The following is a 19,851-nucleotide window of genomic DNA, read 5'->3' as shown; positions in this document are numbered from 1 at the left end:
TTTGTTTTACTAAAAATGAAGTATTTTCAACGATTTGCTTTTTCGGATGTATTGCTGAATAATGTTTTTTACGTCGCGATTGTGCTGCATCGGAATCAGGATTTTGTTCAGGATTTCGATATTGGTAATCTGATAATTCAAATCGTAATAAGCGTAGCCTTTATAGATTCCGTTTTCGACTAAAATAGCACTTCTTTCGTTTACATTTCGGCCTCTGTCTATTAAAATCATGCTTTTGTTTTCAAAACTATTTTCAGAAATAAACTGCTGAACCCTTAAATTGTAAATTTCAGTAGTGATTTCGCCAATACAGGCACCATCACATTCTTTGATTTTGTATTGAAAACATTCTTTCTTGGTCTGATATAAACCGGTCAGTTTTTGGCACAAATGATATTTCGCGGTGAACTTGAAAAGTGCATTTTTACCTTCCTGCAAAGAAGCAAATGATGTGATTTCTTTTTTGCGTCCGTCGGCTTTTCCGAGGTTTATATTCAGATAGCCGTTTGAATCTTTTTCAACATAAATGGCGAATGGAAAAAAACTCTTTTTTTGTGAACGATTGTGTCTTGGGCGGTTTATTTTTACTTCTTCGCTTTCTTTTAGCAAAGCAATTAATTCACTTCCTGTTTCCTCATAAGTTATAGTAAAAACTTCTGCTTGTATACGTTTGCTTTTGGTTGTAATTCCGGTAAAATGCTGATTGACTCTTTTTCGGATATTGAGACTCTTACCGATATAAATTAAATGTCCACCTTCGTTATGAATGTAATAAACGCCTGTTTTTGAAGGCATCTGGTTTACCAAATCCTGAAGTTTTGGTGAAATTCCTTTTTCAATTTCAAATTTTACAAAATCTTTGAGGATAGTTTTTTCCAGATCTTTTTCCAGTAATATTTTGAATAACTTGGTCGTGGCAATAGCATCTCCGCTTGCACGATGTCTGTCGGCTATTGGAATTCCGAGGGAACGGACTAATTTTCCTAAACTGTAAGAAGGCTGTTCCGGAATTAATTTTTTAGCAAGTTCAACGGTACAAAGTGTTTTTGATTCGAAATTATAACCTAAACGTCTGAATTCGGTACGCAGGATTCGATAGTCAAAAGAAGCGTTGTGTGCTACAATAATACAATCAGAAGTAATTTCGATGATTCGTTTCGCGACTTCAAAAAATTTAGGTGCAGAACTCAGCATAGCATTATTGATTCCGGTTAATTTAGCCACAAAAGGCTGAATCGGAATTTCGGGATTGACAAGGCTAATGAATTGGTCAACGACTTCATGGCCATCAAATTTATAAATGGCGATTTCGGTAATTCCCTCTTCATTGAATTGGCCTCCGGTGGTTTCTATGTCTAGTATTGCGTACATTTTCAAATGTCAAAAATCAATGGCAATATCAAAAATCAATATCAATTGCAATGTCAAAAATCAATGTTTTAAAATTGAAATTCTTTATTGAAATTGTCATTGCCATTGTTATTGTTATTGAAAAAATTACTTTTTATTTATTATCATTTTTGATGAAATTGCAATAAGTTGTTCTACTTCTTTTAGAAGTTTATTTCTTTTGTCGTTATCACCTTCTTTTATATAGTCTAATATTTTTAAAGAATTTCTGGATTCTTTAAACTCTTTTACAACTAATGAAACTTTAAAAATAAAATCTTTATCTGTTATGGTTCCCTGGGCTTCTCCAAAATTTAAAGAAGCACTTCCGGATGATCTGATTAACTGGTTTTTATAATATTCATTTTCAAAGATTCTTTCTAATTGTCTCGTAAAGAAAATACATTCTCCTGCAAAACGAATCAGTCGATCATCAAAATTGAATATTTTCTCCATTTTATATTTTATATTTTAAAATTGCCATTTTAATTGTAATTGATTTTTGCCATTGATTTTTGATATTGAAGCTTTAGCGTCCTCCAAAAATACTACTGCCAATTCTAACCATTGTGCTTCCGCATTCAATAGCAAGTTGGTAATCGCCTGACATTCCCATTGAAATTGTTGAAAAATGTGCTGCTGTTGAAATACATTGCTGTGTGTCCCGGCATTGTGCATCTTTGTTTTGAAGCGAATCAAAAATCGATTTTAAATGAAGGAATTCTTTTTTGATTTGGTTTTGGTTTTCTGTAAAAGTAGCCATTCCCATTAATCCGAGAATTCGAATGTTTTTCATTTCTTTAAATTCAGAAGAAGACAATAATGCGGTCAGTTCTTTTTTGTCAAGACCAAATTTTGTTTCTTCTTCGGCAATATATATCTGAAGCAGGCAATCAATAACCCGATTGTTTTTTAAAGCCTGTTTGTTGATTTCCTGTAATAATTTCAAACTGTCAACGCCATGAATCAAACTTACAAAAGGCGCCATAAATTTCACCTTATTGGTTTGCACATGGCCAATCATATGCCATTGAATGTCTTTTGGCATTTGTTCATATTTATCGGCCATTTCCTGAATTTTGTTTTCTCCAAAAATACGCTGACCGGCTTCGTAAGCCTGCATTAAATCTGAAACAGGTTTTGTTTTTGAAACCGCAACCAGAGTTACGTGCTCAGGAAGCGTCGACTTTATTTCTAGCAGATTTTGCTTTATTGAATTCATTTTCGATTATAAATCTTGATTAGTTCATTATTTTTTTCATTTACAAAACCTTTAATGTCCATTAAAAATATGTTTTTTAAAACTTTTGCATCATTTAATTCAGAAAGGCTAAGGTTAAATGTTTCTGAAATATCTTCTTTATTATTTTCAGTTCTGATTACTTTAATTTTTACATAAAAAAGCGAGGTTTTAAAATAGTAAAACTCGCCGTAAATATTTTCTGAATATGAATTTTCATAATGAATAGCCTGGTGATAATCTCCTTTTATTAAATCGCTATATTTATCAAAATCATATTTCCTTTTTTCAATCTTTGATAATTTTTCATAGTTTTCTTTATTAAAATGATTTACATAAAGTTTATATGAGAATCCTCCACTTCCATTTATAATCTTTGTTTGATTCCTTTTGATTTTACTTTCAATTGATGTGCTTATTCTCCCTTCTGAAATGATATCTCTACCATTTTTTTTACAAATACTATCAATTTCATTTGTTGTAAATTGTTTAATTGAATCTATTTTTACGTTTTGAGAAAAACAAACCATTGTTGTAAAATGAACGATCAATAAAAATAGATTTTTCATTACTTATATAAACTGCTTCGAAATCTTCTCCGCCTTTTTACTTTCGCTGTAATCATAAAAACCTTCTCCGGATTTTACTCCCAGTTTCCCGGCTCTAACCATATTCACTAATAATGGGCAAGGAGCATATTTTGGGTTTTTGAAGCCGTCATACATTACATTTAAAATGGCAAGACAAACATCAAGACCAATAAAATCAGCTAATTGAAGCGGTCCCATTGGATGTCCCATTCCTAATTTCATCACGGTATCGATTTCATAAACTCCGGCTACTTTGTTGTATAACGTTTCAATTGCCTCGTTTAGCATAGGCATTAAAATTCTGTTGGCAACAAATCCCGGATAATCGTTTACTTCGACTGGAACTTTCCCCAGTTTTTCAGATAAATTCATGATTATTTTGGTGACTTCATCGCTGGTATTGTATCCGCGAATAATTTCGACCAATTTCATAATCGGTACCGGATTCATAAAATGCATTCCGATAACACGTTCAGGATGTGCAACAACAGCACCAATTTGCGTAATTGAAATCGAAGAGGTGTTTGTTGCTAAAATAGTGTTATGCGAACAGGCTTCGTTTAATTGTTTGAAAATATTCAGTTTTAATTCTACATTTTCAGTTGCTGCTTCGACTACTAAATCAACTCCGACAACACCGTCCTTAATATCAGTATACGTAATGATATTCGTAATGGTTCTGGCAACATCTTCCTGCGTGATTGTTCCTTTAGATAACATACGCTCAAGGTTTGCCGCAATTGTTGCCATTCCTTTGTCTAATGATTTTTCAGAAACATCAATCAGTTTTACAATAAAACCGCTTTGCGCAAAAGTATGTGCAATTCCGTTACCCATTGTTCCTGCACCAATTACAGCTATAGTTTTCATCTAATCTGGTATTTGAATTTTAAAAGTTAAGGTTTAAAGCGGCTTTGAAGCCTGCTTTAAACCTTAAAGATAATAAGTTTGTTTTTTTATTATTTATCGAAACAATCAATAATCTGATAGGCAACTCTTAATGCATCTGTAGCCTGTTCTAATGTTACAACCGGAGTTGTATCAGTATTGATGGCATTGGCAAAAGAATTTAATTCGTCTAAAATGGCGTTGTTTTGTTCTACGTCCGGATTTGTAAAATAAATTTGTTTTTTTACTCCTTCGGCATTTTGAAGAATCATATCAAAATCTCCCGGAACTTCAGGAGCGTCTTTCATACGGACAACTTCACATTTTTTCTCTAAAAAGTCTACTGAAATATAGGCGTCTTTTTGAAAAAAACGTGTTTTACGCATGTTTTTCATCGAAATTCGGCTTGCAGTTAAATTAGCAACACAGCCATTTTCGAATTCAATTCGTGCATTGGCAATGTCCGGAGTTTCACTGATTACCGAAACACCACTGGCATTGATATTTTTAACTTTTGAATTAACCACACTCAAAATCGCATCAATATCATGTATCATTAAATCCAAAACTACAGGTACATCCGTACCACGAGGATTAAATTCGGCCAAACGATGCGTTTCAATGAACATCGGATTTTCGATCATGTTTTTGGTAGCGATAAACGCAGGGTTAAATCGCTCTACGTGACCAACCTGTCCTTTTACATAGTATTCTTTTGCCAAAGCGATAATTTCTTCGGCCTCATCAACAGTGTTGGCAATTGGTTTTTCTATGAAGATGTGTTTTCCTGATTTGATGGCTACTTTGGCACATTTATAGTGCGAAAGGGTTGGAGTTACAATATCGATTACATCCACGGCGTGGATTAATTTTGCAATTGTATTGAAGTTTTTATAGCCAAATTCTTTTGAAATTCTTTCGGCATTTTCCTGATTTTCATCGTAAAATCCAACTAATTCGTATTTGTCAGATTGTTGTAATAAGCGTAAATGTATTTTACCTAAGTGACCCGCACCTAAAACTCCTACTTTTAACATGAGAATGTATTTTAAACAAAAATAGAATTTATTTGTCGAAAGTGAAAATGAATTTAGCTAATTGTGAATTGTGAATTGTAAATTTATGAGTAACGGCTTCCGACTTTTGACCTTCAACTTTATTAATTTAATAATTAAAAATCAATATTTGATTTCCTTTTTAGTTTCTTATTTTTGCAAAAATAAAACCTACCCATTTTGAAAGATACTGCCAAACATCAAGGACTTCGCAATCAATTAGTAAGCACTTTAGAACAAAAAGGGATTACTGACAGAGCGGTTTTAGATGCGATAAAAAAAATTCCGAGACACCTTTTTTTAAATTCGAGTTTTGAAGATTATGCTTATCAGGATAAGGCTTTTCCTATAGGAGCAGGGCAGACTATTTCGCAGCCCTACACGGTTGCTTTTCAATCGCAGCTGCTGGAAGTAAAAAAAGATCATAAAATTCTCGAAATTGGTACTGGCTCGGGCTATCAGACTGCTGTTTTGTTTATGCTGGGTGCAAAAGTGTACAGTGTTGAAAGACAGAAAGAGCTGTTTAAAAGTACCTCCAATTTATTTCCTAAATTAAATATCAGACCTAAACATCTTTCGTTTGGAGATGGTTACAAAGGTCTTCCAAATTATGCTCCGTTTGACAGCATTATTGTTACAGCAGGTGCCCCGTTTATTCCACAACCTTTAATGGCACAATTAAAAATAGGAGGAAGACTGGTAATTCCGCTTGGTGAAGACGTTCAGATTATGACTTTGCTGATTCGAAAAAATGAAACCCAATTTGAAAAACATGAGTTTGGAGAGTTTAGATTCGTACCTTTATTAGAAGATAAAAATTAGAAAAAATGCCTCAAAATAATTTAATATTTATGGGGCATTTTTATTTGGGATTAATAAATAAAATGTTTTAATGTCTTAGAGAATTAGTTTTTACAATAGTTATAATATTGTAGCTGAAATTTTACCGAGCTGTACATACAAAAATTACTTAACCTTAATTACTACTTTTCCTCTGGATCTCCCTGTTTCAACATAAGACAATGCTTCGTTAGTCTGTTCGAATGAAAAGACTTTATCAATAACAGGTTTTATAATCCCAGTTTCAATCAGTTTTGTTATTTCGCTTAACTGTCTGCCTTCTGCTCTCATAAACAGAAATACAAAATTGGTGTTTAATTTTTTTGCTTTTTTCTTTACTCCCAGACTAATCAGTTTCGTTACTAATTTTAAATACCAGGGCAAACCAATTGTTGTGGCAAATTCAGGCGTTGGAGGGCCTACTAGTGAAACAAGCTGTCCGCCAGACTTTAAAATTCGTAATGATTTTTCTAAAATTTTTGAATCTCTGTTACTGTGTAAAACAAGATCATAATCTTTCAGTTTTGTTTCAAAATCTTCCGTTTTGTAATCAATAATAAGATCGGCACCAAGAGATTTTACTAATTCAATATTTTTTGCGCTTGTAGTTGTGGCAACAAAAGCCCCTAAATGCTTTGCTAACTGAATAGCAAATGTGCCAACACCACCCGAACCAGCCTGAATGAAAACTTTTTGCCCTTTTTGTATTTTTCCTATTTCAACTAGAGACTGCCAGGCAGTTAAACCAACCAGAGGAATAGAACCTGCTTCCTCCATTGAAAGGTTTTTGGGTTTTAAGGCAACATCATTTTTATTAATAGAAATGTATTCAGCAAAAGTACCAACCCTATAATCTGACGGACGAGAATATATTTCGTCGCCAACCTTAAACTTGCTGACTCTGGAACCTATTTTGGTTACAACACCAGCTACATCGTGACCATTGATAAAGGGTGGCTTGTAGGGTAAGAACAGTTTAAAATCACCATTTCTAATAAGTGAATCTAATAAATTAACACCTGCAGAATGAACTTGTACCAATACATCATTTTCATTTACACTTGGTACTGCCCAATCTGACAAATGTAATTTTTCTTTTTTGCCGTATTTTTTTACTATGAATGCTTTCATTTTTTTTCTTTTTAGGCTTTGTTTAATTGTTTGAGAACATTTTTTTCTAAAACTCCATAAGCAAAATGTTGCAGGTTTATTAGGGCAGAAGTCCCTTTGCCCACAATATTTCTAAATTTCGGCTTGTCTGTTTGAACAACTTTGAGTGCTTTTTCTGCAACCATCGCAGGATCTTCGGCCTGATCTACCAAGTTTTCTGTGAATTTTTCAATCTTATTTCTTAACGTATTGTAATCTTCAATTTTATTTAATGTTGTTGTGGAATTATCTAAAATGCTTGTTTTAAAAGCAGCCGGTTCAATCATGGCAACACTAATATTAAACTCGTTCAATTCGTATCTTAATGATTTGAAATAACCTTCCAATGCGTGTTTTGAAGCCGCATAGTAAGCTGCATTAGGAAATGAAACAAGCCCTATAATGGAACCAACAGTAATTATTTTACCGAATTTTTGTTTTCTAAAATGGGGTAATACAGCATTAGTTACTTTAATAGTTCCCCAAAAGTTAGTTTCCAATTGCTGCCTGCCCAACTCAACAGGTGTTTCTTCTGCAATACCTGAGACTAAAAAGCCGGCATTATTGATAAGAATATCCAATTGACCTATTTTCTTAAAAATTCTTTCCGAAAAACTATTTATCGATTGTTCTGAATCAAGGTCTAATGCTATCATTTGAAAAGGAACCTTACCTATATACTTTTCAGGATTCCGACTTGTACCAATTACATTATAACCGTTTTTGTGTAACTCGTTTGCGATAAGTAAACCAAAGCCTGAACTTGCACCCGTTACTAAAATATTTTTTTTCATTATTATTTATTTTAATTTTATCCGTAAATTCGCTTGCTAAATGCAAGTGCAAATATATAAACAACTTTTAAAATGCAAGTTAAAATTTAAAAATATTTTATGGAATTGAATAAAAAAAGATCAGAATGCCCATTGAGCTGCTCACTTGACGTGTTTGGAGATAAGTGGTCATTGCTCATTATCAGAGATTTGATGTTTGGAAATAAGTGCACTTATAATGATTTTTTAAAATCGGCTGAGGGTATTGCTACCAATATTTTAGCATCAAGGCTGAAAGGGCTTGAAGAAAATGGTATTATTGAAAAATCAGCTCACCCGGACAGTAAAGCAAAATTTTTGTACAAACTGACCCCAAAAGGAATTGACTTATTACCTATAATTATGGAAGTTTATATTTGGGCGGATAAATATTACGAAATGCCAGTTGACCTAAAAGCAACAATTAAAGAAGCCATGAAAGACAAAGAGAAATTTGTAAAACAGATTACAAAAGAATTGAAAATCAAAATAAAAGAGAAAAAAAGCGACAGCTAAAAGTAGTAGCACTATAAACTATTTAAGAATAAAAACAACCTTTTTTAAAGCGATTTAAAAAAGGTTGTTTTGTTTTTTCGAACTTCCAAAAGTAGCTGCCAGGTTGTAAAAAAGCAGAGCCTTGTAACCATATAAAAGTTTAAGTTTCTTTGTTTTTAAAATGCTATTTAATTCTTCCAACTGATCCCGTTTCAGAAGGAATAAGTTCAAAAACTGAAGTAGGAGCAAGACCTGATTCGATTCTGTGTGAAACGTACAAAATAGCTACATTGGTTTGCTGTTTGATAGTATTGATTAACTGAATCACCAAATCTACGTTTTCGTCGTCCAGACCTTCCACAGGTTCGTCCAGAATTAATAAAGGCGGATGTTTTAAAACAGCACGAACAATTAGTGCTACTCTTTGCTGTCCGATTGAAAGATCTATAAAACGTTTCTTTTTTAAATGACTCATTTCAATTACTTCCAGCCATTGTGCAACGATTTGTTTTTGTAAAGTTGTCGGTTGAATATACAATCCGATAGAATCGAAAAAACCGGATAGGATCATTTCTTCCAGGGTGTGACTTTTCTGAAACAGATCCATCATGGCGGTGGTATAAATACCGATTTGCTTTTTGATTTCCCAAACGCTTTCACCACTTCCTTTTTTTCTTCCGAATAAAAATAAATCCTGACCATATCCTTTCGGGTTATCACCTGTAATTAAGGATAAGATAGTGCTTTTTCCGGAACCGTTCGGGCCAATTAACTGCCAGAATTCGCCTTGTTTGATGGTCCATGAAATGTTGTCCAGAATTTTTCGATCTTCATAACTTACTGAAACATGATCCATTTTTATTAATTCACTTTCGTGAAAAGTACCCGGATCATGAGCCTTTGGAATTGCAGCTGTATTTAAGGTTTTAAAATGGTTTTCGGTTTTTGAAATAGGGTATAAAGTAAACGAATTGTCTTTGATCTGGACTTTATTCACCACAAAATCCATTAGATCAACCGTACGATTTACAAGCTGAATAATAGATATGGTATCCGTAAGTTTTTCTAAAGAAAGAGCCAAAGCCAGACGCGAAGCCTGATCTAAATGGTCGAAAGGATTATCGAAAATGATAAAATCCGGATTTTGGCTGATACAGTATTTTAAGAACTCCTTTTTGCGTTCGCCCGAAGAAAAAGTCCTCAATTGCCTGTGAGATTCAGGTGAAGCTTCAACAGATTCGTATTGGTATTCTCTTTCAATAAATTTTTCAATTGAAATATCAGAGAATAAAATCCCTTTTTGGTTGTTAAAAACGGCTAATTCTTCTTTGGCTTCGCCGGATAGGAGGGAGTCTATGAACTTTTTTTTATTTACCTGATTGGTTAAAAGAATGTCCCAATGTTGTTTTTGATGCATTATGTATTTCTTGAAAGGATATTATTTTTTAGTGTTCATTGGCAGATTATTTCGTGACCATTCGCTCCAGGAACCTACGTAAAGCTGTGGAATTGGAATTCCGGCATAATCCATAGCTAGCAAAGTGTGGCAGGCTGTAACCCCTGAACCGCAATGAACGATTACATTTTCGGGTTTTACATTTCCTAAAATTTCAGTGTATTTTTTTGCCAGTTTTTCAGCAGAAAGATAAAAACCATTTTCGTCTAAGTTTTCGCTAAATGGAACATTAACCGCACCCGGAATATGACCTGCAATCAAATCAAGTGGTTCTGTAAGAGCTTCAAAACGGTTTTTGTCTCTTACATCAATAACGATATTTTCAGGATTGTTGCGGGCTTTATCTACCTCTTTGATGTTGCTTAAAGAGAGCTCCCAGTTTGTAACCGGATATTTTTCAGCTTTCTCAAAACTTTCTGTTTCTGAACTTACAGGAAAACCTGCTTGTATTGCAGCCAGTAAACCTCCGTTTAAAACCTGTACTTTTTCATGGCCAACAGCTTTTAGCATCCACCAAAATCTGGAAGCAGCGTTTGAACCGTTTTTATCATCATAAATAATAACGTGACTTTGCGGTGTAATGCCAAGTTTTGAAAGTACTTCTGCAAATTTATCCAATGAAGGTAAAGGATGTCTCCCACCATTTGCAGGATTGCAGTCGGCAGTAGCTAAATCTTTGTTTAAATCGACGTAACGGGCACCTTTTAGATGTTCCTTTTTGTAATTTTCTTCGGCATTGAGTCCCGCTCTCGCATCGATTAAAATAAATTCAGATGAATTTTTTAACTTAAGTAATGCTTCGGGATTAATTATGGGAGACCAATTTTGCGACATATGATTTCGTTCTAAAAATTAACCCGGAATTTTTTCAATTAAAATTTCGGCACCTGATTTGTCAAAATAAGTGCAGGTCATCTCGATAATATCAACACGCCATTTCGCGATTCCGCACTGTCCGGAGTGATTGCAAAATGTAATATAATCGGTCTGACCGTCTTGATGTGCTACCAGAAATTCTATAAAACGCTCTTTGCTGGCTGTATCTTCAACTTTTATTTCAGGGTATTTTTCTTCTGAAATTACAGAATAATTATTTACACCATAATATTCCACATGGCCGTCGTTTACAAAGGTATCATATCCTTTTACGCCCAAAATAATTAAATCCTGTATATAATTTGGAAAATCGGCACCGCTTTTTACTTTGGCATGCACCTCTTTTATTTGTTCTATTGTAAACATAAAATTTGATTTAAGGTTAACTTTTATTGCTTCAAAAATACGATTAATGGTTTTATAAATGCATCAAAAGATTCAATATGTGGCAAATGTCCGGTGTCTGCAATTTCTACAAGTTTACAATAGGGAATTGCTTTTTGTGTTTTTTTGCCCAATTCGGCATAATTGCCCATTGTTTTTCTTACTTCTTCCGAAACAAGTGGTTTTCCTAAAGCGGTTTTATCCCTTGTTCCAATGATTAATAGTGTTGGACTTTTGATATTTTTAAATTCGTATAAAACAGGCTGGGTAAAAATCATATCGTACATCAATGCCGAATTCCATGCTACAATACTATAATTGGGTGCTGTTGTCCAGCCGGCGCCGAGTTCAGCCCATTTTTGAAAATCAGTATTCCATTTTCCATCATAATAATTTGCCATTTGGTATTTTTTGATGGCTTCGTAATTTTGTTTTAATTCGCTTTCGTACCACCAATCGACAGGTTTGTACGGAACAACTAATTTCCAGTCTTCTAAACCGATTGGATTTTCAAGGATTAATTTTTCTTCAGTTTCAGGATACATCAGTGCAAACCTTGTAGCCAGCATTCCGCCCATAGAATGTCCTAAAACAGCTGTTTTTTCAATTCCTAAATGTTCTAAAAGTTTTTTGGTATTCTCAGCAAACTGCTGAAATGTGTATTGAAAATTATTCGGTTTTGATGATTTTCCAAAACCAATCTGATCAGGAACGATAACCCTGAAACCTTCTTTTGTAAGGGCTTTGATAGTGGTTTCCCAATACGCTCCGTTGAAATTTTTTCCGTGCAGTAAAACAATATTTTTATGGTTGTAGTTGGAAGGGGTTATGTCCATATAAGCCATTTTTAAAAACTGACGCTGATTGTTCAGTTCAAAAAACTTTACAGGAAAAGGATATTCGTAATTTGTTAAATTAATATCCAGCTGTTTTATCTTTTCTTCCTGCGAAAAGCAAATAAGAGGGAGCAGCAATAATAAAAGTTTTATGGTTTTCATTTGAAAGCGAATTTATTTGAGAATTATAAATTTACCGCTATGCATTTGAAAGGCAAAAATTATAATCTTAAAATTATCAGAAAGTGGGAATAATATAAAATGAGCCTATTAGAGATACGATATTTAATGCTGCTTTAGGAATGAGGCTGACTTTGATCTGTTTTTATTGTAACGACTCTTTGTGGATAAGGAATATCTATTTCAGCTTGGTCAAAACGTTTTTTTATGCTTTGCAATAAATCACACTACATTACAAAACCATCTGTAGAATTTTTTGCCCAGCCCCATGCTTTCAGAGTTACGCTTGAATCGGCCAGAGCCACAACTCTTGCACCTACTAAAGGTTGTTTCTGCTTTTTATTCTCTGGAATTCTGGTGTCAATAAAAAGAGGATGTTTGGCAATTTCTTCTTTCATTATTTGTAATGCTTTGTCAATATCAGATTCATATCCAATCCCAATTTCGATTATTTTACAGCATTTGGTGTCGTGCATATTGGTATTTATGATAATCTGATTACTAATGACGGAATTCGGAATGATGATTCGATTGATCTCTGCATCTTTCAGAACAACCTGTCTTAAATTGATATCTTCGACCGTATCGACAAAATTATCAATAGTGATTTTGTCATTAATTTTAAAGGGTTTGAAAATGACCAGAAAAATACCGCTTACAATATTACTTAAAGCCTGTTGAGAAGCAAGACCTGCTACTAAAGAAATAACGCCGGCACCTGCCAAAAAAGAATGTCCTATAATCTTAAATTCGGGAATTTAGATTAAAGCAAAAGCAAATCCTAAAATGTAAATCACCATAATAATTAAATGTTTCAAAAATTTAAAACCCGTTGGATCGTATTCTTTATTGTTCAACTTTTGATATAAAAAGTAGCGTAGTACTTTTTCTGTTATCGCACCTAAAATAATGGTTGTGATGACTATTATAGCTATGAAGACAGCTATTCTGAAGTCTTTTGTGAAGTCTTTTGTGAAGTCGATCATACGATTTAATTCTGAATTAGACATTAAAAAGCTAATTCACGAAGTTTTACAGCTATCAAAAATAGCTTCATAATATTGAAGGAATTACCTCACAGATATTAATGAAACGTTAAAAGGATGCAGGATGGGGCAGGACAGTATCTTATTAGCTTATAACTAAATTGGTTATAACTATTTAACCAATTTTAACCAATTATGACCAAAAAAAGTACTTTAACATTTAGGCATATGCTTAAAGTTTTTATGATTTGCGGGTTAATCACTTTTTATGGTGATTTGAATGCCCAGACATTAGCATTTCCGGAAGCTACCGGTTTTGGACGATTTACCACAGGAGCGAGAGGAGCTGCAAATCCACAGATTTATTTAGTAACGAATTTAAATGACAGCGGACCGGGATCATTTCGTGATGCCGTTAGTCAGGAAGGAAGATTTGTAATTTTTAAAGTAGGAGGTATTATTAACGTAGCCTCTTCGATTGCAATAGCAAAAAACACAACTATTGCCGGACAAACAGCTACAGGAGAGGGAATTGTGTTGTTGGGGGCTAAGGTGTCATTTACCGGAGCAAGTAATACGATTGCCCGTTATGTTCGTATTCGTTTTGGGGCGACTACTCAAAATCAGGATGCATCGGGAATCTCAAATGGGGCAAATATAATTTTGGACCATATGAGTTTTACCTGGGGTACAGACGAAGTGTTTTCTGTTAACTGGGATAGCAAAGGTGTAAGCCCGGATAACATAACGATTCAGAATTCTATTATTGGACAGGGAATGCACCGTCACAATCATTCAGCGGGAGGATTGATGCAGCCTCCGGCTGGGGGTAAAATAAGTTTAATAGGTAATTTATATATATGTAACAAAACCCGGAACAATAAAGTAAAAGGGATCAATGAGTTTGTAAACAACGTTGTCTACAACTGGGGGAACTACGGAAATACTTATGGACATACTGAATCCGGTGATGCCTACATTATGGGCGGAGATTCTGCCGGGGGGTCAGATGTTAATATTATCAATAACTATTTTATTGGTGGACCAAATACAAGTAATACGGTTTTATCACCTTTTAACCGAGGGAATGATAATTTCTCTTTATATGGTGCAGGAAATTATTTTGACAATAATAAGGATGGGGTGCTAAATGGTACGTTAGTTCCTTACGACTTAACAGGATATCCTACGGGAGATGTAGCCACTCTTTTGTCAGCACCGTATGATTACCCGATGAAAAACCCAACATTGTCTGCTGTGGATGCTTATAATAAAATTGTAGCGAATGTTGGTGCTTCGTATCCAAGACGTGATCAGGTGGAGAATTTAATGATTTCAGATTTAGTGTCTAAAGGGACAACGGCTACTTATGTGTATGTACAAAGCGATTTGACAAGTAAGTTTGGTTTTATCAACGGTGGAGCAGGACATGTTTATGGCGCTCCTGCTCCTTTGGACACCGATAATGATGGAATGCCTGATACCTGGGAAGATGCTAACGGATTAGACAAAAATACGGCTGATGCCTTATTAGTAAGTACAACAAACGCTCCTTATCTGAATATTGAAGTGTATATTAACGGATTAACAAACACAACACCTGCAGATTTTGTTCTCCCACCGTCAAATGTGAATTTTACTAATGTGGTTTCTACTGAAGTTCCACCATCAAGTTCTTTAAAAATAAATTGGATTGATGCAGCTACTAATGAGGATAATTATATCGTGGAGCGTTCAGTGAATGGTACAGATTATAATGTTATCGCTACCCTTGGAGCAAACGTTACAAGTTATAATGACACTGGTTTAGATCCAAATACCCAATATTATTATCGCGTTAAAGCAAAAAATACTACAGAATCATCTGTATACGAAACAGGAACGGTAACGACACCACCTATTCCGTCGGCACCGACAAAAGCCTCAGCACCTAATCCGGGTACAGGACTTACTAACATTCAGTTGTCAGGCGGTAATTTAACGTTGAAATGGAGCGGAAGTACAAACACAATAACTTATGCTGTTTATTTTGGTACAAATCCTTTAAACTTAACAAAATTGAGTGATGTAGCTTATGTTACTGCTCCAGTATATCAACTCACAGGATTAAGTCCGGCAATAACGTACTATTGGAGAATTGATGCTTCTAATGCTAAAGGAACAATAACTGGCGATGTATGGAATTTCCGTGCCCTCACACCAGAACTTGTTGGTCATTGGCCGTTTAAGGAAACTGCAGGAGAAGGTCAGCAAATTGCTGATATTACAAACTATGCAAATAATGGTCAGTTAGACGCAGCTTTCGATAATGGGACTGTTCGTGTAGCAGGAAAAGAGAACAAAGCTATAGATTTTGCAACATTATTGCCAAATAAACTTATGGTAAGTATCCCAAATCAGGATCAGATATTATTTGATAAAAATTCTTTTACGGTTTCATTTTGGATGAAGGCCGATGCTAGTTTAATACCTGCTGGTTCAACATTAAGTTCTTATATATTATGCAAAGGTTCAATGACAAAAAATACAACAACAGGTGCGACAGGCAGAAGATTTAATGTAGAAATTAAGAGCAATCAATTGCGTTTTGCCATAGATGATGATAAAACAAAAACAGAACTTGTATCATCATTGGCAGCTACGAGCTATTTTACTGGAAATTGGGTCAATGTGATTATTATGAGAGATGTTGCCACATCAAAATTAAAGATATACACCAATGGAGTTTTTACAAATGAAAAAACCGATGCAACAGGAACAGCAGTGGGTATTGGAGAAGCAACAGATTTGGTAATTGGTAATATTGGGGCACTTGAGTTGTATGCCAATACTACTCCGGCACCGTACAAAGGATTATTTGATGAACTTAAAATGTTTAATTATGCTTTAACTGCTGCAGAAGTTACAGCTTTATACAATCAAACATTTTTGAATACCAATAAATTCAATCAAAGTAAAAGTAATGTTGTTGTATATCCTAATCCGGTAAAAGAGAAGATTTTTATCCATATTCCGGATAGTAATTTGTCTTTTGTAACTGCAACTTTAAGTGATGTGACCGGGAAAATCATTCTTAAAGAAAAGATTACGTCAGACGGGAATGGAACTTTTATTTTGAATATATCCAATAAAAAAGTAGCAGGACTTTATATCCTAAACGTTTCAGGAGAAAATTTAAATGGCAATTACAAAATTGTAGCAGAATAAAAACAGAATATTTGTTATAAAATAAAACCGTTACATTAATTTGTAACGGTTTTATAATTTTAAGGAATCCGGTTTATTTACAACCCGACAAAATCATCACTTTTTGGGAAAATACTCAATGCTTCGACAGCAATTTCAGGTGTTGGAGAAGCTAATTTTCTAAGTTTTGTATCCATCCAGGCACCATCAACAGTAATAGTAGCACAAAGTGTATCATCTTCTCTTCGGAATTCGTGGATGATAGACCAGCGTGAAGCATCAGCCTTCATTTTGGACGTTTTGGTATGGATGAAAATTTTATCCGAAAGTTTTAATTCTTTTCTAAAAACACATTCTTCCCTAAATAAAACAGGTCCAAAACTTTGTTCCTGCATTACTCTTAAAGTTAAACCTAATTCGTTTAGGATTTCGATACGATGCTGAGCACCAAAATCGTAATAAGCACTGTGACGGACATGAAAATTAGGATCAAGATCGGACCAGCGAAAGGATATTTCTTTTATAAATGAAGCCATTTTTAATTGTAATTTAAATAATTTTAAAAATCGAAATTACGAATAAAAGAAAAAAAGTTTGTCTTAAAAAGGCTAATTTTTGGAATTGTTTTTTTGAAGAATTGATTCTATATTAATTAAGGGAAGTTAAAATAAACTCCAAGATTCTTAGCTTTATATTTATCTGACCTGTTCGGATTCGTTATATTTCGATCATCAAGTAATTCTAAACCTAAATTTTATTTTAATTGAAGTTCAGTGCACTTCGTTCGAAGTAGCATTCTTTATTGTGATGGGGTTCATTATAAAAAAATACAGAGTATAGCAGGAATCAGCTACTTGGCTCCTTAATATTGACATGAAATATAGACGTGTGCCAGACTTGTCAGGTTTTGAAAATGCCATGTTGTCAGATTTTTTTTTGCGTGTCAATAGTAAACTGACAATTTACTTTGGTTTTTTATATTGGCACAAAGATTGACTTATGCCACCTGAGTTATTAAAATGTATATCAAAATTAAATATATAAAAAATGGGTAAAATAATCGGAATTGACTTAGGTACGACGAACTCTTGTGTTTCTGTAATGGAAGGTAACGAAGCAGTTGTTATTCCTAACGCAGAAGGAAAAAGAACTACACCATCTATCATCGCTTTTGTTGAAGGTGGAGAAATTAAGGTAGGTGATCCTGCAAAAAGACAAGCAGTAACGAATCCTACAAAAACGATTGCTTCTATTAAACGTTTTATGGGACACACTTTTGCTGAAACTCAGGAAGAGGCAAAAAGAGTTCCTTACAGTGTTGTAAAAGGGGACAACAATACGCCACGTGTGGATATTGATGGCCGTTTATACACTGCTCAGGAGTTGTCTGCAATGACACTTCAAAAAATGAAAAAAACTGCTGAAGACTATTTAGGTCAAACTGTAACTGAAGCGGTTATTACTGTTCCTGCTTACTTTAATGATGCACAACGTCAGGCTACTAAAGAAGCTGGAGAAATTGCTGGTCTTAAAGTTATGCGTATCATCAACGAGCCAACTGCTGCTGCACTTGCTTACGGATTAGATAAAAAAGGAACTGATCAAAAAATTGCTGTTTACGATTTAGGTGGAGGTACTTTTGATATCTCTGTTCTTGAATTAGGTGACGGTGTATTTGAAGTATTATCTACAAATGGTGATACTCACTTAGGTGGTGATGATTTTGACCAGGTTATTATTGACTGGTTAGCTGACGAATTCAAATCTGAAGAAGGTATTGATTTACGTTTAGATCCAATGTCATTACAACGTTTAAAAGAAGCTGCTGAGAAAGCTAAGATTGAATTATCATCTTCTGCTGAAACAGAAATCAACTTACCATATGTAACTGCTACTGCTTCTGGACCAAAACACTTAGTGAAAAAATTATCTAGAGCTAAATTTGAGCAATTATCTGATACTTTAGTAAAACGTTCTATGGAGCCAGTTGCTAAAGCATTAAAAGATGCAGGTTTATCTACATCTGATATTGACGAAGTAATCCTTGTAGGAGGTTCTACTCGTATGCCAAGAATCGCTGATGAAGTTGAAAAATTCTTCGGTAAAAAAGCATCTAAAGGTGTTAACCCTGATGAGGTTGTTGCTATTGGAGCTGCTATTCAAGGTGGAGTTTTATCTGGAGATGTAAAAGATGTATTGTTACTTGACGTTACTCCTTTATCTTTAGGTATCGAAACTATGGGTGGTGTATTGACTAAATTAATCGAGTCTAACACAACTATCCCAACTAAAAAATCTCAAGTATTCTCTACTGCTGCTGATTCTCAACCATCTGTTGAAATCCACGTATTACAAGGAGAAAGAGCAATGGCAGTTGATAACAAAACTATCGGTCGTTTCCACTTAGATGGTATTCCACCAGCACCAAGAGGAGTTCCTCAAATCGAAGTAACTTTCGATATTGATGCTAATGGTATCATCAAAGTTTCTGCAACTGATAAAGGAACTGGAAAATCTCATGATATCCGTATCGAAGCTTCTTCTGGACTAACAGCTGAAGAAATCGAAAAAATGAAAAAAGATGCTGAAGCTAACGCTGACGCTGACAGAATTGCAAAAGAAAGAGCTGAGAAATTAAACGAAGCTGACAGTACTATCTTCCAAACTGAATCTCAATTGAAAGAGTTAGCAGATAAATTGACAGACGAGCAAAAAACAGCTATCGAATATGCTTTAACTGAATTGAGAATGGCTCACCAGTCTCAGGATCTTGACGCAATCCAAAAAGGATTAGACAATGTAAATGCAGCCTGGAAAACAGCTACAGAAGCAATGTACGCTCAAGGTGGTGAAGGTCAACAAGCTGCTCCACAACAAGATCAGTCTCAAGGAGATAATGTTGAAGACGTTGAATTCGAAGAAGTCAAATAAGTACTGATTAATATCAGTTAATAATAAGTGTTAAACCGCTGTAAACGAAATGTTTACAGCGGTTTTTCTTTTTTATTATTTTTAATTTCTGCTGTTTTTTAATCATTTTTTGCCATATATTTGTACCATATTTGTACCGGCACTTAAAAGGAGACAAAGTGGCACTTATGTCTTCTTATGGTACCTTAATGGGAGACAAAGATGATGAAACGAATAAATAAACAATGTCTTAACTGCGGGGAGGAATTTCTTCCTAAAACCGTAGCTTCTGTTTACTGCTCACATATATGCAGTAAAAAAGCATACAAACAGAAGATGAGGCGGCTTAAAATTGAAGATCAGGTCAAGGCGCTGGCAGATAAAATACCCCAGAGCAGGGCTTTTATTTCTGTTCCTGAAGCTGGCATGCTTTTTGGCATTGCCAAAAGAACCCTCTACAGACTTGTCGAACAAGGAAAATGGAATTGCAACTAAAAAGTGGAGACTTTTTACGCTACTAATTTTTCATTTTGCTGGTGTAATAATTCCATTTCGTTTGGTGTTCTGTATCCAATAGAA

20 protein-coding genes are annotated in these 19,851 nt (G+C 34.5%); 5 read left to right on the top strand and 15 right to left on the bottom strand.

What is annotated here, in order from left to right; genetic code table 11:
• Positions 1 to 9 precede the first annotated feature (9 nt).
• The 6 genes from FLACHUCJ7_RS19915 to FLACHUCJ7_RS19890 form a co-directional block, all read right to left on the bottom strand.
• On the bottom strand, positions 10 to 1,371 hold the full coding sequence (locus FLACHUCJ7_RS19915; RefSeq protein ID WP_180910178.1) for an exonuclease domain-containing protein: 1,362 nt from the start codon (positions 1,369 to 1,371) through the stop codon (positions 10 to 12).
• Between the two features lie 126 nt (positions 1,372 to 1,497).
• Positions 1,498 to 1,845, bottom strand: coding sequence for a four helix bundle protein (locus tag FLACHUCJ7_RS19910; protein WP_180910177.1), 348 nt, complete (start codon positions 1,843 to 1,845; stop codon positions 1,498 to 1,500).
• A 73-nt stretch (positions 1,846 to 1,918) separates the two neighbouring features.
• Complete coding sequence (locus FLACHUCJ7_RS19905) at positions 1,919 to 2,611, bottom strand: YggS family pyridoxal phosphate-dependent enzyme (protein ID WP_180910176.1); 693 nt, start codon at positions 2,609 to 2,611, stop codon at positions 1,919 to 1,921.
• Positions 2,608 to 3,159, bottom strand: a complete 552-nt coding sequence (locus tag FLACHUCJ7_RS19900; protein ID WP_180910175.1) for a hypothetical protein — start codon at positions 3,157 to 3,159, stop codon at positions 2,608 to 2,610. Before FLACHUCJ7_RS19900 ends, FLACHUCJ7_RS19905 begins: the two co-directional genes overlap by 4 nt.
• A 42-nt stretch (positions 3,160 to 3,201) precedes the next feature.
• Positions 3,202 to 4,089: a 3-hydroxyacyl-CoA dehydrogenase family protein gene (locus FLACHUCJ7_RS19895; RefSeq protein WP_180910174.1), complete on the bottom strand. Its 888-nt coding sequence runs from the start codon at positions 4,087 to 4,089 to the stop codon at positions 3,202 to 3,204.
• 89 nt (positions 4,090 to 4,178) lie between these two features.
• The gene (locus FLACHUCJ7_RS19890) at positions 4,179 to 5,144 is read right to left on the bottom strand and encodes a Gfo/Idh/MocA family protein (RefSeq protein ID WP_180910173.1); all 966 of its coding nucleotides are present in this window, start codon (positions 5,142 to 5,144) and stop codon (positions 4,179 to 4,181) included.
• A gap of 198 nt (positions 5,145 to 5,342) precedes the next feature.
• On the opposite strand from FLACHUCJ7_RS19890, the gene FLACHUCJ7_RS19885 reads away from it, so the two are divergent.
• A complete protein-coding gene (locus tag FLACHUCJ7_RS19885; RefSeq protein WP_031455417.1) occupies positions 5,343 to 5,984 on the top strand; it encodes a protein-L-isoaspartate(D-aspartate) O-methyltransferase in 642 nt (213 codons plus the stop codon).
• A 144-nt stretch (positions 5,985 to 6,128) separates the two neighbouring features.
• On the opposite strand, the gene FLACHUCJ7_RS19880 is transcribed toward FLACHUCJ7_RS19885, so the two are convergent.
• Both FLACHUCJ7_RS19880 and FLACHUCJ7_RS19875 read right to left on the bottom strand, forming a co-directional pair.
• Positions 6,129 to 7,133 carry an NADP-dependent oxidoreductase gene (locus FLACHUCJ7_RS19880; protein ID WP_180910172.1) on the bottom strand — a complete coding sequence of 335 codons (1,005 nt, stop codon included), beginning with the start codon at positions 7,131 to 7,133 and terminating at the stop codon, positions 6,129 to 6,131.
• 11 nt (positions 7,134 to 7,144) lie between these two features.
• Positions 7,145 to 7,945, bottom strand: a complete 801-nt coding sequence (locus FLACHUCJ7_RS19875) for an SDR family oxidoreductase (protein ID WP_180910171.1) — start codon at positions 7,943 to 7,945, stop codon at positions 7,145 to 7,147.
• 99 nt (positions 7,946 to 8,044) lie between these two features.
• Between FLACHUCJ7_RS19875 and FLACHUCJ7_RS19870 the strand changes: the two genes are divergently transcribed.
• A complete protein-coding gene (locus FLACHUCJ7_RS19870) occupies positions 8,045 to 8,479 on the top strand; it encodes a winged helix-turn-helix transcriptional regulator (RefSeq protein ID WP_078229853.1) in 435 nt (144 codons plus the stop codon).
• A 163-nt stretch (positions 8,480 to 8,642) separates the two neighbouring features.
• On the opposite strand, the gene FLACHUCJ7_RS19865 is transcribed toward FLACHUCJ7_RS19870, so the two are convergent.
• From FLACHUCJ7_RS19865 to FLACHUCJ7_RS25475, 6 genes are all read right to left on the bottom strand, one after another.
• On the bottom strand, positions 8,643 to 9,875 hold the full coding sequence (locus FLACHUCJ7_RS19865) for an ATP-binding cassette domain-containing protein (RefSeq protein ID WP_180910170.1): 1,233 nt from the start codon (positions 9,873 to 9,875) through the stop codon (positions 8,643 to 8,645).
• A 21-nt stretch (positions 9,876 to 9,896) separates the two neighbouring features.
• A complete protein-coding gene (locus FLACHUCJ7_RS19860; RefSeq protein WP_180910169.1) occupies positions 9,897 to 10,748 on the bottom strand; it encodes a sulfurtransferase in 852 nt (283 codons plus the stop codon).
• Between the two features lie 18 nt (positions 10,749 to 10,766).
• Entirely contained in the window at positions 10,767 to 11,156 is a 390-nt protein-coding gene (locus FLACHUCJ7_RS19855) for a DUF1398 domain-containing protein (RefSeq protein ID WP_078229856.1), read from the bottom strand.
• Between the two features lie 23 nt (positions 11,157 to 11,179).
• Positions 11,180 to 12,172: an alpha/beta fold hydrolase gene (locus FLACHUCJ7_RS19850; RefSeq protein ID WP_180910168.1), complete on the bottom strand. Its 993-nt coding sequence runs from the start codon at positions 12,170 to 12,172 to the stop codon at positions 11,180 to 11,182.
• Positions 12,173 to 12,417: 245 nt separating this feature from the next.
• The gene (locus FLACHUCJ7_RS25480) at positions 12,418 to 12,915 is read right to left on the bottom strand and encodes a mechanosensitive ion channel family protein (RefSeq protein WP_230408886.1); all 498 of its coding nucleotides are present in this window, start codon (positions 12,913 to 12,915) and stop codon (positions 12,418 to 12,420) included.
• 33 nt (positions 12,916 to 12,948) lie between these two features.
• Positions 12,949 to 13,176, bottom strand: coding sequence for a hypothetical protein (locus tag FLACHUCJ7_RS25475; protein WP_230408885.1), 228 nt, complete (start codon positions 13,174 to 13,176; stop codon positions 12,949 to 12,951).
• A 228-nt stretch (positions 13,177 to 13,404) separates the two neighbouring features.
• Between FLACHUCJ7_RS25475 and FLACHUCJ7_RS19840 the strand changes: the two genes are divergently transcribed.
• Positions 13,405 to 16,383 (top strand): LamG-like jellyroll fold domain-containing protein, encoded by a 2,979-nt coding sequence (locus FLACHUCJ7_RS19840; protein WP_230408884.1) that lies wholly within the window; start codon positions 13,405 to 13,407, stop codon positions 16,381 to 16,383.
• Positions 16,384 to 16,460: 77 nt separating this feature from the next.
• Here the strand turns inward: FLACHUCJ7_RS19840 and FLACHUCJ7_RS19835 are convergent, their stop codons facing one another.
• Positions 16,461 to 16,898 (bottom strand): acyl-CoA thioesterase, encoded by a 438-nt coding sequence (locus FLACHUCJ7_RS19835; protein ID WP_163394670.1) that lies wholly within the window; start codon positions 16,896 to 16,898, stop codon positions 16,461 to 16,463.
• Positions 16,899 to 17,409: 511 nt separating this feature from the next.
• Here FLACHUCJ7_RS19835 and dnaK point away from each other — a divergent pair.
• Positions 17,410 to 19,293, top strand: coding sequence for a molecular chaperone DnaK (dnaK, locus tag FLACHUCJ7_RS19830; protein ID WP_078229859.1), 1,884 nt, complete (start codon positions 17,410 to 17,412; stop codon positions 19,291 to 19,293).
• A gap of 201 nt (positions 19,294 to 19,494) precedes the next feature.
• Positions 19,495 to 19,767: a helix-turn-helix domain-containing protein gene (locus FLACHUCJ7_RS19825; RefSeq protein ID WP_230408883.1), complete on the top strand. Its 273-nt coding sequence runs from the start codon at positions 19,495 to 19,497 to the stop codon at positions 19,765 to 19,767.
• Positions 19,768 to 19,851: the final 84 nt, after the last annotated feature.

It is taken from the genome of Flavobacterium salmonis (assembly GCF_903819435.1).
Lineage (GTDB): Bacteria > Bacteroidota > Bacteroidia > Flavobacteriales > Flavobacteriaceae > Flavobacterium > Flavobacterium chungangense.
The sequence above is the reverse complement of the archived record's forward strand: the minus strand, read 5'-3'. Positions and strand labels throughout refer to the sequence as shown.